The sequence below is a fragment of the Peptoniphilus sp. HMSC062D09 genome (genome assembly GCF_001811425.1).
In the GTDB taxonomy this organism is placed as follows: Bacteria; Bacillota; Clostridia; order Tissierellales; family Peptoniphilaceae; genus Peptoniphilus_A.
Window position 1 is genome coordinate 66,058 of record NZ_KV804685.1, and the last position, 17,443, is coordinate 83,500.

The following is a 17,443-nucleotide window of genomic DNA, read 5'->3' on the forward strand; positions in this document are numbered from 1 at the left end:
AATGGATAAAGAAATAAAATTATCCTTAACAGATGATTTCGAAGATCTAAATAAAGACAATGTATTACATGAAATGAAATTAGTTGACGAAAAAAATGAAGTGAGATTAAGTCCTGAAGAAGAAAAACAAGTTGAGGAATTTGCAAAGACAATTGATATAACAAATTCAAATATAGTTTTGCAATATGGAATTGGCGCACAGAGAAAAATTTCTAACTTTTCAGAAAAAACTCTTGAAAGTGTCAAGACTAAAGACCTTGGCGAAGTTGGCGACTTGCTTTCTGGAGTTGTAAATGAACTAAAGAGCTTTGATGTAGATGAAGATGACAACAAACTAGTTGGATTTTTCAAAAAGCAACTTAATAGTGTCACTTCTTTAAAGACAAAATACGATTCTGCAGAAAAAAATGTAAACAACATTATAAAGGCACTTGAAGACCATCAAGTCACTCTCATGAAAGACATTGCCATGCTTGACCAGATGTATGAACTAAATGAAAATTATTACAAAGAACTTAGCATGTACATACTTGCTGGCAGAAAAAAACTGGAAGAAGCTACAAATGTTGAACTTCCAAAACTTCAAGCAAAGGCACAGGAGACAAACCTACCTGTAGATGCACAAGTGGCAAATGATTATGTAAATATGATTAGCAGGTTTGAGAAGAAACTTCACGATTTGGACTTAACTAGAATGGTTTCAATTCAAATGGCGCCACAAATTAGAATGGTGCAATCATCAAACACAGTTATGGTTGAAAAAATTCAATCCACAATTGTAAATACAATTCCACTTTGGAAGTCTCAAATGGTAATTGCCCTAGGTGCAAATCACTCAAAGGAAGCTGCCAAGAGCACCAAGGAAGTAACTGATTTAACTAATAAACTTTTGAAGAAAAATGCAGAGACCTTAAAGCAAACTACAGTTGACACTGCAAGGCTTTCTGAAAGAGGAATAGTCGACATAGACACAATTAAGCACACAAATGACCAACTTATATCTGCTTTAAATGAAGTTCGTCAAATTCAAATTGAAGGCCACAAGAAGCGTGAAGAAGCATCCCTTGAATTAAGAAAGATTGAAGAAAACTTAAAGTCTTCACTAATAGAAATTGCAAATAAATAATTTTAAATTTAAAAAACTTAATAAAATGATAAAAGCCGAGAAGAAATCTTCTCGGCAATTTTTTTCATAAAATATTTTTTAAAATTTAAAAATTTATCTAAAGCTTATTTTTCCATCTTCAATTGAATCAATAATGGCAAGGGAAAGTAAATCGTAGCCCATATCCCTTATAATTTTGCCGCCTTCTTGGAATCCCTTTTCTATGGCAACTGATACTCCAGATACAGTTGCGCCTGACTGGTTTGCAACATCAATTAGTCCCTTTAGGGCATTTCCTTCAGCCAAAAAGTCATCGATTATAAGTAAATTGTCTTCAGGAGACAAAAATCTTTTAGAAACTGTAATTGTATAATTTTTCTTTGTAGTAAAGGATTCAACCTTTGATTCATAGACATCGTCACCAATGTTTAAAGTTTTTTGCTTTTTACAAAAGACAACCATGGCATCGTCAAAATGTTTTGATGCAACAGTGGCAAGGGCAATGCCGCTTGCCTCAATTGTTAGGATTTTATTTATTTTTTTATCTTTAAAATAGGATGCCATTTCTTCAGCAAGCTTATCTAAAAATTTTATGTCAAGTTGGTGATTTAAAAATGAATCTACCTTTACAATATTTCCATCTAAAATTCTTCCGTCTTTAATAATTCTTTCTTCTAATAATTTCATTTTACACCTCTCGATTTATTTTAAGTCATTAGGATAAACTAATCAAGACCAGTAATTATTTATTAAAAAAATATCTACTGTGGTATAATAAAGACATGAAGTACATATTTTTATTATTAGTTTTATTGACGGCATGCACAAAGGATACTCTAATAGATTCAGCTTCTGCAAATAATATAAGTGCAGAAATTATTTCGCAGGACAAGAAGTTTGGATATGATTTAAAAATTAAATCTGAAGGAAATGAATTTATAATTGATGTTGAGGACCTTAAACCATGGAAAGTTGATTTTTGTAATGTTGATGGAGGTGAGATGGAGCTTGCACTTGGCGTTTACAAAAAGACACCCTTTGATCCAAAATTTGATAGGAGATGTTTCTTATACAATATTGACTTTCAAAATAGAAAGTTAAAGCCAAAACTTAGGATTTCAAGACTATATAATCCTATTGTGGATTTTAATTTGTGCGATATTGATGGCGACTCTTACGACGAAATTATTTCAATCGAAAAAAATATTGATGGCAATTTTTTATTTGGAGTCTATGACTGGACTAATTTTGCCTTTCAAAGAAACCACGGCAGCATAATTTTAAAGGATGAGCCAAAGTTTTTAGATAAGGAGAAAAAAGTTGAAATAGCTGGTAGCGAGAGAGAATTATATTTAGAAGGAGATGAAATAAAATGGAAGTAAGGAAAAAAATACTTATTGCTTCACTTATAGGGCTTTCACTTCTAACTGCTTGTAAAAAAGATAAAGTAGAAGAAAGTCCAAAGGAAGAAGCAAAAATTGAAATGCAGGACACAAAATTTTTAGATGAAATGGAAAATAAAACTACCTATATTGACTACAAGCTTTCTCAGTTTACACCAAGTGTGAAAGATTATAAAGTAGCTGAAGATTTTTCCAATGTAGTAAATTTTTCTGAATTTGGAAATTTTACGCCTAAGCAAAAAGAAATGCTTCTAAAAAATGGTTTTGTAATCACTAAGCCAAAAAATTTAAAAGATAATGCCTATAGTGAAGAACCATGGAATTACGAATTTGACCAAATTCATCAAATTTATGAAGATAACGAGTATAAAAACTTAGCAAGTTTTGTGACAACTGATTCAGTAACTCACATCTTCCACATTTTTTATGATGGATTTTTGAGAAATTTGGAAAAAGATGAGCTTTATCCAAAATCTATTGACTTAAATAAAAGATTGTTAGCAGAAAATATAAATCTTTTTAATGAAATAAAAAATGAAAGGTTAAGGGACATACAAATAAAAAATATTGCCTTTATTGCTACAGGACTTAAGCTTTTGGGAAGCGAGCCAGAAAATTTGCCAGGAAAGGCAAAAGAATTAGTTGACGAAGAGATGAAAAATGTATCACAAGGAGAAGTTTGGCCATCTAATATAAATGAAAGAAACGTTGACTATTCACAACTTAAACCAAGAGGACACTACACAAGAAGCGAAGAATTAAAAAAATATTTTAAAGGAACAATGTATTTTGGTCAAGTTGGACTATTTATTGATAAGGATGATAAGCCTGATGAAGACAGTATCTTGCAAGGACTACTTTTAACACACTCAATTTATAAAAATCCTGAAATTCTAAAGACTTGGGAAGATTTAGTTGAGCCAATTGACTTTTTAGTTGAATCAGCCGATGACCTTTCTATAAGAGAGTATGCAAGGACGCTTTATGGAGTCTACGGAAAAGATTTTGATATAAATAAATTAGATGATGAGAAAAATTTAAGTAGTGCCTATAAAGTTTTAAGCCAGTATCCAGATCCACAAGTTGCTGGTTTTATGGGCAAGTCCTTTAGATTTATGCCACAAAGAGCAGTTATGGATAGCGTATTAATGCAAAATGTCGTTGACATAGCAAGGGATGACAAGCCATCTGATAGACCAATTTATTCTGGTCTTGACCTTATGACTTCCTTTGGTAATGAAAAGGCATTGGAAATTCAAAAAGAAGATCCTTATAATTCTCACTGGGATAAGTACAAGGAAAGGACAGATGAAAATATTTCTACTGTTGAGAAGATGGAAGATTTAGACTGGCAAAAGAATATGTATCGTGGCTGGCTATGGATGCTAAAGTCCTATGACCAAAAATTTGGCGAGGGCTATCCAATGTTTATGAGAAATGATGCTTGGGAAAGAAAAGACCTTGTATCTGCCCTTGGTTCCTTTGCAGAGTTAAAACACGACACAGTTTTATATGGCAAGGCTCTCATGGCAGAGATGGGTGGCGGAGGAGATACTGATATTCCAAAATCCTATGTTGAACCAAATGTAGAGCTTTACGAAAAATTAAATTGGCTTCTTGAATTTACAAAGGTCAATTTAAAAAATCGCGATATGTTAAGTGAAAAGTATGAAGAAAAAATAAATAACTTCCAAGCCATGGTAGTGAAGTTTAGAGACCTTTCTATTAAGGAACTTCAAAATGAGCCTCTTACAGAAGATGAAACTTTAGATTTGTTATACATTGGTGGAGAAATGGAAAGACTAATGGTGGATTTTGTTGAGTCTTCTGATGAAAATGAAGTTATGTATTGGTATGAAATACAAAATGCAACAGATAGGAGAATGCCAGTAGTAGTTGACTTAATGAGAGTTGTAGAAAATAGCGTAGGTCTTCCTAAGGATGAAATTTTTAGCATAGGAACAGGTAAGCCAATGGAAATTTTTGTAATTTATCCTCACCAAGGAAAACTTTACATGGGTAGGGGCGCAACTTTCTCTTACTACGAATTTTTAAATAAGGAAAGACTTACTGATGAAGTTTGGCAAAAGATGGTTTATGATGAAGCAACTGGTTTTCCAACTTGGTACAAGGACCTTGTAACAGAAGAAAAGGAAGCTATAGAATTTGATAGCTATGGACCAGATTATGAAGAAAGCATGTATAAAGAATAGTTAAAGAGGGCGAGTCCCTCTTTTTTTCTTGCAAAATTTTAAATTTGAAATTAACATGTGTTATAATGTTTTGAGGTGATAATATGCTTTTAGAATTAGTTGAAAAGAGAAGAAGTATAAGAAAATTTACTGACGAAAAAGTTTCTGATGAGGACTTAAAGGAAATTTTAACTATTGCACTTCATGCCCCAACGGCAAAAAATAGAAATCCAGTGAGGTATATTGTAATTCGAGATAAAAAAAGGCTAGAAGAACTATCTCACTATAAAATAAATGGAGCAGGCTTTTTAGCTGGAGCAGATCTTGCCATTGCTGTTCTTACAGACACAGAAATTGCACCAAATACCAACCATCAAGATGCATCTATAGCTGCAACTTTTATTTTACTTGCCGCAGCTGACTTAGATCTTGGTGCAACTTGGGCAAATGTAGTTGATGCAAGACATGAATCTGGAATTTCTGCTCAAGAATTTTTGCACAAATTCTTTGACTTAGAGGACAAGTTTGATGTGGAATGTATAATTGGCATAGGTCATCCCGCAGAAGAAAAGTCAGAAAAAGTTCCCTTTGAATATTCTGAAAATGTATTTGAGGATCTCAATGATAAAGTTAAATAATTTAGAAGAAACAGAAAAATTTGGAAGGTTTTTGGGAGAAAATTTAAGACCAGGAGATGTTCTTTGCCTCAACGGAGACTTGGGGGCAGGCAAGACAACCTTAACGAAGAGCATTGCCCTTGGACTTGGCATTGATGATTATGTAACTAGTCCAACTTTTACCATAGTCAATGAATATTATGGCAAGATTAACCTCTATCACATTGACACCTATCGCCTTGACGACAAAGTTGATGTGGCTTATCTTGGCTTTGATGAGTACTTTTATTCTGATGGCGTGACAATAGTGGAATGGGCAGAAAAAATTAAGGAGGCTCTTCCAGAGGAATATATTGAGATAAATATTTCATCAAGTGGAGACACTAGAGAGCTTGAAATTAATTTTATTGGCAATAGATTTGAAAAGCTGAAGGAGAAATTAAATGAAAGTTTTGGGAATTGACACTTCTACAAAGACAACGGCAATAGGACTTATTGAAGACGAGGAAGTCCTTTGCGATTACAATTTAACAGGTCGCGTGGCCCACTCTGAATCTGTAACAGATATGATTCATGAAATTTTTAAAAAATTTGAATTTACCCTAGAAGACATAGATTTAATTGCAGTGGGTCTAGGTCCAGGTTCTTTTACAGGTCTAAGAATTGGCATAACTATAGCCAAGGTCATGGCTTTTGCCCTTGATGTAGATGTAATTGGAGTTTCATCTCTTCTTGCAAATTCCATGTCAGATTATGGTCTTGTGTCAACAATAGTTGATGCAAGGCGTGGCAATGTCTATGCTTCAATAATAAAAAATGAGGATGAGCCAGAGGTTCTATTTGAAGATGAAATTTTATCCTTTGAGAAATTCAAAGATGAACTCAAAAAATATCGAGAAATAACTATTGCAGGACTTGATGGAGATAAATTTATTGGAGAAATTAGTAATGGCAAATTGTCAAAAAATAAGGCAATGAGGGGCTCAAACATTGCAAGGCTTGGTCTAATAGATTACAAAAAGAATGGTCCCATGGATGCCTTTAATTTAGTTCCTAATTATTTGAAAATTTCTCAGGCAGAAGCACAATATGAAAAGAATAACGAGACTGGCAAATAAAAATGATGTAGATGGAATCTATGAAATCGAAGCAGCAAACTTCGACTTTCCTTGGTCAAAAAATGCCATAGAAAATTCCATTATAAATGATGACTTGCAGGACATAGTAATAACTGAAGTTGATGGAATCTTAGTAGGCTACATCAGCTACATGATAGTCTTCGATGAGATTCACATCGCAAATGTTGCTGTGAGAAGTGAATACAGGGGACAAAAAATTTCTCTTGACCTCTTTGATTTTTTGACAAAAAAAGCAGATGAGGAGAAATTAAAAATAACTTTAGAAGTTGCAGAGAAAAATAAAATTGCAATTAATTTATACAGAAAATATAATTTTAAAATATCAGGAATGAGAAAAAATTATTACGGCATTGACAGAGATGCCTATATAATGTGGAGGGAGTGATGAGATGAAAGTTTTGGCAGTGGAATCATCATGCGATGAAACTTCAGTTGCCGTCGTGAAAGATGGTCGCGAAGTTTATTCAAATGTAATTGCATCCCAAATTGACACTCACAAAAAATTTGGCGGAGTTGTGCCTGAAATTGCATCAAGACAACATGTTGAGGCTATAAATACAGTCTTAAAGGAAGGACTTGACCAGGCGGGCGTAAAATTAGATGACATAGATATTATTGCAGCTACAAAGGGACCAGGGCTTATTGGTGCACTTTTAGTTGGACTTAGTGCAGGGAAGGCTCTTGCACTTGCTACAGGTAAGCCTTTTGTTGGAGTTAACCACATAGTTGGTCATGTGTGTGCCAATTATATTTCCTTTAAGGATTTAGAGCCTCCATTTATTGGCCTAATTATTTCTGGTGGTCACACTTATTTAATTGAAGTTAAGGACTATGTTGACTTTACTCTTCATGGAAGGACTGTTGACGATGCAGTGGGAGAAGCCTTTGATAAGGTTGCAAGATCCCTTGGACTTGCTTATCCAGGTGGACCACTAATTGATGCTCTTGCAAAAAAGGGAAAAGAGACAATTGAATTTCCAAGAGTAATGATTAAGGAAGACAATTACAATTTTTCCTTTAGTGGACTTAAGACAGCCGTCCTAAATTATTTAAACAGCACAAGGCTTCGTGGCGAAGAAATTATAACAGAAGATGTGTGCAAGTCCTTCCAAGAGGCAGTAGTTGATGTCCTTCTTGAAAAATCCTTTAGACTTGCAAGGGAAAAGAATATGGATAAAATTGTTCTCTGCGGCGGAGTTTCTGCCAACTCAAGAATTAGAGAGGCCTTTGAAGAAAGGGGAAGAGAAGAAAATATAAAAATTTTCTATCCTGAACTTAAACTTTGCACGGACAATGCAGCCATGATTGCATCAGCTGCCTATTACGAATACATGGCAGGAAAAGTTGATGAAGAAAATTTTGCAAATCCAAACTTAGGATTAAAGTAAATTTGCTAAAAAATAAAAAGTGCATCTCTGCACTCTTTATAAATTATTTATAAATTTTAAAATTTCCATCTTAGAAAGATTATTTTCAAAAACTTCCAAGTGGTCAATGCCCATTATGTCGTGGGCATTTTTTATGCCTTCTTGCACTAATTTTTCTACAGAATAAAGTTCTCCAAAGTCAGAATTTTTAGAAGAGATGAAAAATAAATTGCAAATTTTATTTACATTTCTCTTGTAACTTTCTCCAGGAATTTTTTTGTAGTTTTCAAAAACTGAAATGCTTACATTTTTTAAATTAAATCTTAAATCTGCATAATTTTCTTCCAAGTTAAAAAGCTTAATTAGTGCGAAGAAGAAGTCTTCGCCATTTAATGCCTTAAAAGCATTACCTACGAAAATGGAATTTTTATTTGGATTTAAAATTTTTAAAATTACCTCATTGCCAATAATTTTTGCAGAGATGCCAGACTTTACTTTAAAGATGAAAAAATCATTATCTTGCAAATTTTTCTTTAATTTCTTTATAAAGGAGTCGTCAGAAAATTCTAAATTGACAAATAAAATTGATGAGTCTCTAGTCTTTCCCTCGATTTCCTTGTAAATATTTTGTGTAGAAAAATTATTTTTTGAAATGTAGCTAGATAAAATTTTTTCAGGAATGTTTGTTGTGTTTCCCAATGCCAAATTTGACAGATAAGTTGGAGATTCAATGGAAATAATGTCCTTTAAATCAGTTAAAACTTCTTCAACTTGCTCATTCTTTTCAAAAGTTAGTTTATCTACATAATTATCTTTGGCAATGAAGTCGATAAACTTATACTCGTCATAAAAGTTTACGCCAAGTTCAATTAAATAGTCCCTTAAAAATTTATAAATTCTATCTGTATCCAGATCAAAATAAGATTCTGAGCCTATAAAATCTGATAAAGCTTCCTTTAATTCAAGAACAGGAGAAGTTGACTTCAAGTTGTAGATGCTAGCCAAGTAATAAAATAAATTTGAACTTAAAAAGTCAGAGAACAAAAAGTATTGTTCAAGGGAAGTTTTATCATCTAAGTCCATGGGATAAAGCATTAGCTTGTATAATTTCTTTTTGCTTGCTTCATCAACTTCTAAAACTTTAGAAAATTTATTTAAGGATAAGTCCAAAAGCATGGGCTTTTCTTTTTTTGCAATTTTTTCAGAGATTTTGTTTAATTCATCTTCATCTAAAATATTCTTCAACACTTCATAGGTGTTTTTAAAATTAAATTCTGAAAACCTATTGTCAAAGGTTGGGTAATTATTTTCGCCTTCCTTTATTTTTACAAATTCGTTAAAGTTCTTAGTGTAAATATTTATATTAAGTGGCGATAAATTTGCGTGATTTATAAGAGCGTAGGCAAGGGCTAAATTGCCAAAGCCGTCGCCAAGTAAGTAAGCTTTTGAGTTTTCGTCGCGATTAGGCATTAAGACTTTTACATCATCATCGGAGACTTTTTTTGCAGCAAAAATGGCAGCAGAAATTGTTGCAGCTGCAATAGCTAATTTTTTGATGTCATCTTTTCTTGACATAATCTCACCTCAATTTAATTTTACCCAATTTTTACAAGACTTAATTCAATTTGTTAAATTGTTTTTTTACAAGTATAATAAGGACTGGAGGGATTAACTTGAAAAATTATAAATTAATCGAAGAAAAATATATAGACGAAGTTGCATCAAATTGCAAGGTCTATTCTCATATAAAAACTGGCGCAAAAGTGTTGACACTGGAAAATAATGACGACAACAAGGCCTTTGGCATAGGTTTTAGAACTCCACCTGAAAGGGGCAATGGAGTTTGCCATATTGTTGAGCACTGCGTACTTTCTGGCTCAAGAAAATTTAAAACTAAGGAGCCCTTTATGGATTTGATAAAGTCATCACTGCAAACTTTTTTAAATGCCATGACTTTTCCAGACAAGACAATTTATCCTGTGTCAAGTCGAAATGAAAAGGACTTTTATAACTTAATGGATGTCTATTTAGATGCAGTTTTTTATCCAAGCATCTATGAAGAAGAAAAAATATTTCTACAAGAAGGTTGGCACTACGATTTAAAAAGTGAAGATGACGAATTAAAATACAATGGCGTTGTCTACAACGAAATGAAGGGAGTTTATTCTTCATCAGAAAATATTGTATCTGATGCCATGATATTTAATCTTCACGAAAACTCATCCTATGGAGTGGACTCTGGTGGCGACCCAAAATTAATACCAAGCCTTTCCTATGAGGAATTTAAAAATTATCACAAAAAATATTATCATCCATCAAATTCTTACATTTATCTTTATGGAAATCAAAATATGGAAGAGGCTCTTGATTTTATAGACAAAAATTATTTAGCTGACTTTGATAGACAAGAAATAAATTCAGAAATAATTTTAAATTATGAATTAAAGGTTACTAAGGATGTTGAGATTACTTTTTCTGCATCAAAGGAAGAGATGAAGGAAAAAATCGACTATCTTTCCAAGGGTTGGACTATTGGCTATGCTGATTCAAAGATGGATGTCTTCATGCGCGACTTTTTGGCTGAACTTTTAATTGATGCCCAAGCTGGACCACTTAAAAAGGCAATTCTTGAGGCAGGCCTTGCTGAAGATGTTTATTCAGAAACTTCATCTTCACTTCCACTAGACCTTTCCATTGTCCTAAAAAACACTGACGCAGATAAAAAAGATGAGTTTTTAAAAATTTTAGATGAAACCTTAAGGAACTTAGTGGAAAATGGTATTGACAGAGATCTTCTTGAAGCAACTTTAAATAAATTTGAATTTATCTTTAGAGAAGGCGGCGGCACACAAAAGGCAATAATTTACTATATAAGGGCCCTTAACTCATGGCTTTACGACCAGTCACCACTAGATGCCCTATATTACAACGATGTTTTATCTGAAGTTAAGGAAAAACTTGATGACAAGTTCGTGGAAAATTACATCAAGGAAAAATTAATTGACAATAATTATTCTGTAAACTTATCTGCAAGACCTGAACTTGATAAAAATGAAAGAGAAGAAAAAGATTTAAGGGAAAAACTAAAAACTTTAAAGGAAAAAATGACTAAGGAAGAAAGGGAAGAAGTCATCAAAAAAAGCCTTGAACTAGAAAAATATCAAAGCCAGGAAGACTCTCTTGAAGCAAAAGGAACTATTCCATCTTTGGAACTTTCTGACATTGACGAAAAAGTCACAGACTATGAATTGGAAGAAGATAAAATTAAAGATGTGCTTTACCTAAAGTCTAATCAAGAGACAAATGGCATTGTCTACACAACAATTTCTCACGATATTTCTTTTATTGAAAAAGAAGAAATCGAAACAATGTCCCTTCTTCTATCCTTAATCGGACTAATTGACACGAAAAATTATTCTTACGAAAAATTAAATAACGAAATTTACAAATCAACTGGTGGCATTAGTTTTAATCCAACTGTCTATGTTGACTCAAAGGACAAGGAAAAATATTCTCTTAGAATGAACATCAAGATGAAATCTACTGCAGACAATGTAAAGAGGGGCCTTGAAATAGTTAAAGAAATTATGAATAATTCACTTCTCGATTCAAAAAAGAGAATTAAGGAACTTTTAAACATTTTGAAGTCAAGAGTTGAGTCCACTATGCTACAAAATGGACATCAATTTATAATTTCAATTTTAAAATCTTACTACTCAAGGGTTGCAGACCTTCAATCTCACCTAGGGGGACTTGATTATTATGACTTCATGAGAGATTTAGTGGAAAACTTTGAAGACAGATGGGAAGAATTTGAAAAAGAATCTGAAAAAATTTATAAGAAATTATTTGTAAGAGATAATCTAATAATTTCAACAACGGGAAATATTTCTGACTTAAATAAAATTAAGGATGACTTAAAAAATTATATAGAAAAATTAGAAGTTAAGAATGTAAAGCCTTGCCCATATGAATTTAAAAGTGACAATAAAAATGAAGGGCTCTATACAACTTCTAATGTAGTCTATGTGTCAAAGGGCTACGACCTTGAAGAACTTGGCATAAAATACACAGGCGACCTTACAGTTCTTGCCAACATATTAAATTCATCCTACCTTCACAACGAAATCAGAGCAAAGGGTGGAGCCTACGGTGCAGGTATTACCATTGGAAGAAATGGGGACATGGCAACTTACTCCTACAGAGACCCAAATTTGAAAAACACTGTAGAAGTTTATGATAGCATTGGAAAATTTGTTGAGAATTTAAAAATGTCAGAGGTCGACTTAAAGGACTTTATCATAGGTTCTATGAATGCCTTTGACCCACTTTTATCGCCAGAACAAATTGGAGATATAAATTTATCAAGATTTATAACTGGACTCACAGCAGAAGATATAGAAAAATCTAAAAAAGAAGCCTTGGAAACTAAGGTAGAAAAATTAAATTCCTATGGAAAAATATTTGATAAGGCAATGAAGAAAAATTATCTAGCAGCCTTTGGCAGTGAAAGTATAATAAGAGAAGACGGAGACCTATTTAAGGAAATTAAATCTATTAAATAGTTGGAGGATTTATGCTAAATTATCCAAAAATATTAGAAAAAATTGAAAAATTAATGAAAGAGGCGGGAGAAATTTTCTTTGATCTTGATCCAAAAAATAATTTTGAGATGAAGGGCAGAAATGATTTCGTAACTGAAGTTGATTTTGAAGTCCAAGAATTTTTAGAAAAAAATCTTTTAAATTTAATTGAGGGATCCAACCTCTTGGCAGAAGAAAAGGGCAAGTCCAGTGAAGACTTAAAGGATTATACATGGGTTTTGGATCCCGTAGACGGCACGACAAATTTAGTTCACGGCTTTAACCACTCTGTCATAAGCCTTGCACTTTTGGTAAAATCAGAAATTGTTCTTGGAGCAATTTATGATCCCTTTAGAGATGAATTTTTCTCTGCAATTAAGGGTCAAGGTGCAAAACTAAATGGCGGTGAGATAAAAGTCTCTCCTGATAAAAATTTTTCAGACACCCTAATTGGAGCTGGCACTGGTGGAGGAAGAGCTGGTCGTTCTGATGAGACCTTTGAAATGCTGAGGTTTATCTTTGATAGGACTAATGGCATAAGAAGGCTTGGCACTGCCGCCCTAGAGATGTGTTATGCAGCTTGTGGCAGGTACGATGCCTTTATAGATGATGCACTTAATCTTTGGGACTATGCTGCTGGCACTTTAATCGTTAGAGAAGCAGGTGGTCTTGTTATAAATATGCATGGAGAAGAGGTAAACTGTGAGAGACACGGCGGCATAATTTGCGGCAACAGACTGGCAGTGGAAGAACTGAAAAGATTTATATATTGATAGCACGGCTTATGCCGTGTTTTTTTTTTAACTTTTTAAAAGACAATAAAGGGGATATAATTAAAATAAGAAAATTTACATATAATAAAGAATGATTTTACAAAAAATTTACAATTTAAGACTAAGATATTTGAGAGGGGATTTATGAGACACGCAATAGTAGATATAGGTTCAAATACAATAAGGCTTATTGTCTTTGATATTGAAGAAAATAGCAAAAATTTTAAAAAAGTTTTAAACAAGAAGTACACTGCAGGACTTATTACTTATGTGCATGATGGCGAGCTTTCAGGCAAGGGAATAAAAAAACTTATAAAAACTCTTGCCAGCATAAAAAATATTGTCCTTGAACTTAATGTGGACACTTTTTCGCCCTTTGCAACGGCTTCACTTAGAAATTTGGAAAACACTGAAGAAGTCCTAGAAGAAGTAAAAAGGGAACTTGACATTGACATTGATGTCTTGGAGCAAGTTGACGAAGCCTTCCTTGGCAATGTGGGCATAAGAAGTGAAATAAGAGTAGATAGGGGAGTTACTATTGATATTGGTGGTGCCAGTACAGAAATAGTTTATTTTGAATTAGATGGACCTCAAGAGTTTATCAACTTAAAGACTGGTTCACTGCTTCTTTTTGGAGAAAATGTATCAAGAATTTTACCAAAGAAAAGTGAAATTCGTTCAATTGAAAAGGCTGTTCTTCGAGAAATTAATTCCTCACATTTTTCTGTTAAATCAAACAAATTAATAGGAATTGGTGGAACTATAAGGACAACTGGTAAGGTAATTGCAGATTTGTGGTCTTCAGATGAAGAACATTTTACCCTAAAGGATATCTACAAGCTCCTTGATCTAATTAATGATAGGAACACTGAGACTATTAGGTCAATTATTAGGATTAATCCTGCCCGAATACACACCTTAGTACCTGGCATCATTATTTTAAAAATTGTAATGGAAAAACTTGGAATAAATGAAATTCAAGTTTCTGACAATGGTCTTAGAGAAGGTTATTTAATTTATAAAGTATTGGAAGGTAATAATGAAATCTTATTTTCAAAATAGAGAGCTGTCCTGGCTCAGATTTAACGAGAGAGTTTTATTAGAAGCAACTGAAGAAAGGGTACCAGACCTTGAAAAATTAAAATTCGTCAGCATTTTTGTTTCAAATTTAGATGAATTTTTCATGGTGAGGGTGGGCTCTCTTCACGATCTCTCTTCTCTAAAAAAAGAAGTTAAAGACAACAAAACTGGCATGAGTGCAGAAGAGCAAATCAATGCAATTTTAAATACCTTGCCAGAAATGTACAGAGAAAAAGATGAAATTTTTAAAAATGTAAGTGAAAGTTTAGAAAAGTCCAAGATCAAAAAGTTAAAATACAATGATTTAAATTTAGAGCAAAAAAAGTTTGTGGAAGATTTTTACATGAAGAGAATTGACCAATTGGTCTCTCCTCAAATTGTTGACTTAAATCATCCCTTTCCTTTTTTAGAAAACACTAAGTTATATGCCTTTGCCCATCTTGAAAAGAACAAAGAAAAGGTCTTTGGAATAGTTCCTGTAAGGAATACTTATCCAAAATACTTACTTCTTCCTGGAGAAAATGTTGAGTACATTTTGATGGAAGAAATAATTTTAAATCAAATTGATCAAATTTTTAAAGAATATAAAATTTTATCAAAGAACATAATTAAGGTGACTAGAAATACTGACTTTGTCGATGACAGAGACACTTGGGAAGAGTTTGACGACTACACTGAATACATGAAGAGCATATTGAAAAAGAGAAAGAGGCTTAATGTTGTAAGACTTGAATCAGAAGGCAAGCTTTCCAAGCAGGCTCTCAGCTTTTTGCTAGAAAAAATTGAACTGAAAGAAGATGCCTATTTTCCTCTTGAGTCACCTCTCAACATGAAATATGTTTTTAGCTTAATCGATGAAATTCCACAAGCAATAAAGAGCAAACTCTTGTATAAAGATCTGATTCAATATAATCCTGCTGAATTTACAAGAAGTGTAATAGAAGATGTAAGACACAAGGACAGGATTTTGTCCTATCCTTATGAAAGTATGGATACCTTTTTAAGTCTGTTAAAGGAAGCAGCCAATGACCCTGACTGTAAATCTATAAAAATTACAATTTATAGGCTTGCAAAAAATTCCAAGGTTGTTAGATATTTGGCAGAAGCTGCGCAAAATGGAAAGGAAGTAACAGTTTTTGTAGAATTAAAGGCAAGATTTGATGAAGAATCAAATATAAATTATGCCAATATCCTCTATGAAGAAGGCTGCAACATTATTTATGGCTTTAACAAGTACAAGATGCACTCCAAAATTTGCTTAATAACCTTTAGAAATCCAAAGACAGAAAATTTAAACTACATCACTCAAATTGGCACAGGCAACTATAACGAGTCAACTGCAAAACAATACACAGACTTTTCACTAATAACTGCAAGCCCAGAAATTGGTCTTGATGCCACAGACTTTTTCAAAAATATGTCCATAGGAAACCTAGGTGGAAAGTACATGCACCTCTTACAATCCCCAACTACATTAAAGACTGGTTTAATGCATCATGTAGAAAGAGAAATTGCAAAAGGAGAAGATGGATACATCCTCTGCAAATTTAATTCCCTAACTGACAAGGACTTCATCGAAAAATTTATCGAAGCTTCACAAAAGGGTGTAAAGGTGGATTTAATAATCAGTGGAATTTCTTGTCTACTTCCTGGCATAAAAGGTCAAAGCGAAAACATAAGGATTAGATCAATCGTTGGAAGGTTCTTGGAACATCCTAGGGTATATGTCTTTGGAAAAGAAAATCCAGTGATGTATATTTCTTCTGCAGACTTGATGACTAGAAATACAGAGAACAGGGTGGAAATAGCTACGCCAATCCTAGATTCAGAAATAAAAGAAAGAATTTTAAAATATTTGCAAGTCCAAATGGGAGACAATGTTGGAGCAAGGCTTATGAATAGTAGCGGCGAATATGAAAAAATAAAAGATGATGGCGAAAAAATTTCTTCTCAAAGCTACTTTGTAGAGGAAGCAGAAGAAAAGAACTTTGCGGCTAAGTCTAAAGTAGAAAAAATAATTGTAGATAAAGATAAAGTAGGAGATAAGGAAAGTGAAAAGAGGGAATCCTTCTTCGGAAAACTATTAAAAATATTTAAAAAATAGATTTATTTTACTCCTAGCGCGGCTGGGAGTATTTTTATTCTTAAAGCTTTAAAAAATTAAAAAAATTCAAAACAAAAATTTTCACTCATTCTTTACTCAAAATTTTTATCAAATATACACTTTTTCATTAAAATTAAGGCAATCCTATTTGTTACATCCACAGCTGTGACCAGCTTAACAAGTTTTGAAAAACTATTGACAATTAAAAATTAAATTGTTAATATCTAAGTGGCTCATATTTTGAGTGAAAGTGTGCCTAGGGATCCGGGCTTTGCCAAGGACCGAGCGGTACGGATACTTTTTTAAGTATCACACCTTAGGGAAAAAAGCCCAGAGGGGTAGGTTTTACAAAAATCTGCCTCTTTGGGCTTTATTTTATTTTACTGGAGGAAATTATGAAGACTATTTACCAAGGAAAAACTAAGAATGTTTTAGAAGATGATGGAAGATGTTACCTTAAATTTAAGGATGATATGACAGGAACTGACGGAGTTTTTGATACTGGTGGAAACCAAGTAGCTGGTAGTGTTGAAGGTGCAGGAAAAGAGTGCTTAAAAGTTACAAAATACTTCTTCGAAAAAATTAACGAAGCTGGAATTAACACTCATTACATTTCTGCTGATCTTGATAATAATTTAATGGAAGTAAAAAGAGCAAAGGTTTTTGGTAAAGGTCTTGAAGTTATTACAAGATTCAAAGCTGTAGGTTCTTTCTACAGAAGATATGGTCTTTATGTTGAAGAAGGTCAAGAACTTCCTGAATATACTGAATTTACTTTAAAAGATGATGGAAGAGACGATCCTCTAATTACAAAGGAAGGTCTTGTTGTTCTAGGTATTCTAAAAGCTGAAGAATATGACAAGATTGTTGAAATGAATAAAAAAATCGCTAATGTTGTTAAAGACATTTTAGCTGAAAGTGGACTTGACCTTTACGATATCAAATTTGAATATGGTAGACTTGAAGGTTCTGACGAAATCGTACTAATTGACGAAGTAAGTGGTGGAAACATGAGAGCATATAAAGATGGCAAATATGTAGAACCACTTGAAGTTTCAAAATATTTAAACATTTAAGGAG

General features: G+C 33.0%; 15 protein-coding genes. 13 read left to right on the forward strand and 2 right to left on the reverse strand.

Annotated elements, in window-relative coordinates; genetic code table 11:
- The first annotated feature begins 1 nt into the window (after position 1).
- Positions 2-1,126, forward strand: a complete 1,125-nt coding sequence (locus tag HMPREF2801_RS00565; RefSeq protein ID WP_070609992.1) for a toxic anion resistance protein — start codon at positions 2-4, stop codon at positions 1,124-1,126.
- 93 nt (positions 1,127-1,219) lie between these two features.
- Here HMPREF2801_RS00565 and HMPREF2801_RS00570 read toward each other — a convergent pair whose 3' ends face one another.
- On the reverse strand, positions 1,220-1,792 hold the full coding sequence (locus tag HMPREF2801_RS00570; protein WP_070609994.1) for a xanthine phosphoribosyltransferase: 573 nt from the start codon (positions 1,790-1,792) through the stop codon (positions 1,220-1,222).
- 95 nt (positions 1,793-1,887) lie between these two features.
- Here HMPREF2801_RS00570 and HMPREF2801_RS00575 point away from each other — a divergent pair, with 95 nt between their 5' ends.
- The 7 genes from HMPREF2801_RS00575 (at position 1,888) to tsaD (ending at position 7,844) form a co-directional block, all read left to right on the forward strand.
- Positions 1,888-2,487: a hypothetical protein gene (locus HMPREF2801_RS00575; protein WP_070609995.1), complete on the forward strand. Its 600-nt coding sequence runs from the start codon at positions 1,888-1,890 to the stop codon at positions 2,485-2,487.
- A complete protein-coding gene (locus HMPREF2801_RS00580; protein ID WP_070609996.1) occupies positions 2,478-4,721 on the forward strand; it encodes a DUF3160 domain-containing protein in 2,244 nt (747 codons plus the stop codon). The genes HMPREF2801_RS00575 and HMPREF2801_RS00580 overlap by 10 nt, the downstream gene beginning before the upstream one ends.
- 83 nt (positions 4,722-4,804) lie before the next feature.
- Positions 4,805-5,338, forward strand: a complete 534-nt coding sequence (locus HMPREF2801_RS00585; protein WP_070609998.1) for a nitroreductase family protein — start codon at positions 4,805-4,807, stop codon at positions 5,336-5,338.
- Positions 5,322-5,780, forward strand: coding sequence for a tRNA (adenosine(37)-N6)-threonylcarbamoyltransferase complex ATPase subunit type 1 TsaE (gene tsaE, locus HMPREF2801_RS00590; RefSeq protein ID WP_070610000.1), 459 nt, complete (start codon positions 5,322-5,324; stop codon positions 5,778-5,780). The genes HMPREF2801_RS00585 and tsaE overlap by 17 nt, the downstream gene beginning before the upstream one ends.
- The gene (tsaB, locus tag HMPREF2801_RS00595) at positions 5,761-6,435 is read left to right on the forward strand and encodes a tRNA (adenosine(37)-N6)-threonylcarbamoyltransferase complex dimerization subunit type 1 TsaB (protein WP_070610002.1); all 675 of its coding nucleotides are present in this window, start codon (positions 5,761-5,763) and stop codon (positions 6,433-6,435) included. The genes tsaE and tsaB overlap by 20 nt, the downstream gene beginning before the upstream one ends.
- A complete protein-coding gene (gene rimI / locus HMPREF2801_RS00600; RefSeq protein WP_019124596.1) occupies positions 6,407-6,841 on the forward strand; it encodes a ribosomal protein S18-alanine N-acetyltransferase in 435 nt (144 codons plus the stop codon). Before tsaB ends, rimI begins: the two co-directional genes overlap by 29 nt.
- 4 nt (positions 6,842-6,845) lie before the next feature.
- On the forward strand, positions 6,846-7,844 hold the full coding sequence (gene tsaD, locus HMPREF2801_RS00605) for a tRNA (adenosine(37)-N6)-threonylcarbamoyltransferase complex transferase subunit TsaD (protein ID WP_070610004.1): 999 nt from the start codon (positions 6,846-6,848) through the stop codon (positions 7,842-7,844).
- A 36-nt stretch (positions 7,845-7,880) separates the two neighbouring features.
- On the opposite strand, the gene HMPREF2801_RS00610 is transcribed toward tsaD, so the two are convergent.
- Positions 7,881-9,398 carry an oleate hydratase gene (locus HMPREF2801_RS00610; RefSeq protein ID WP_070610006.1) on the reverse strand — a complete coding sequence of 506 codons (1,518 nt, stop codon included), beginning with the start codon at positions 9,396-9,398 and terminating at the stop codon, positions 7,881-7,883.
- Positions 9,399-9,496: 98 nt separating this feature from the next.
- Between HMPREF2801_RS00610 and HMPREF2801_RS00615 the strand changes: the two genes are divergently transcribed.
- From HMPREF2801_RS00615 to HMPREF2801_RS00635, 5 genes are all read left to right on the forward strand, one after another.
- On the forward strand, positions 9,497-12,388 hold the full coding sequence (locus HMPREF2801_RS00615; protein ID WP_070610008.1) for an insulinase family protein: 2,892 nt from the start codon (positions 9,497-9,499) through the stop codon (positions 12,386-12,388).
- 11 nt (positions 12,389-12,399) lie between these two features.
- The gene (locus tag HMPREF2801_RS00620; protein WP_070610011.1) at positions 12,400-13,179 is read left to right on the forward strand and encodes an inositol monophosphatase family protein; all 780 of its coding nucleotides are present in this window, start codon (positions 12,400-12,402) and stop codon (positions 13,177-13,179) included.
- Positions 13,180-13,323: 144 nt separating this feature from the next.
- Complete coding sequence (locus HMPREF2801_RS00625; protein WP_070610012.1) at positions 13,324-14,241, forward strand: Ppx/GppA phosphatase family protein; 918 nt, start codon at positions 13,324-13,326, stop codon at positions 14,239-14,241.
- Positions 14,219-16,363, forward strand: a complete 2,145-nt coding sequence (gene ppk1, locus HMPREF2801_RS00630) for a polyphosphate kinase 1 (RefSeq protein WP_210394440.1) — start codon at positions 14,219-14,221, stop codon at positions 16,361-16,363. Before HMPREF2801_RS00625 ends, ppk1 begins: the two co-directional genes overlap by 23 nt.
- A 395-nt stretch (positions 16,364-16,758) precedes the next feature.
- Positions 16,759-17,439: a phosphoribosylaminoimidazolesuccinocarboxamide synthase gene (locus tag HMPREF2801_RS00635; protein WP_070610016.1), complete on the forward strand. Its 681-nt coding sequence runs from the start codon at positions 16,759-16,761 to the stop codon at positions 17,437-17,439.
- The last annotated feature ends 4 nt before the right edge of the window (positions 17,440-17,443 follow it).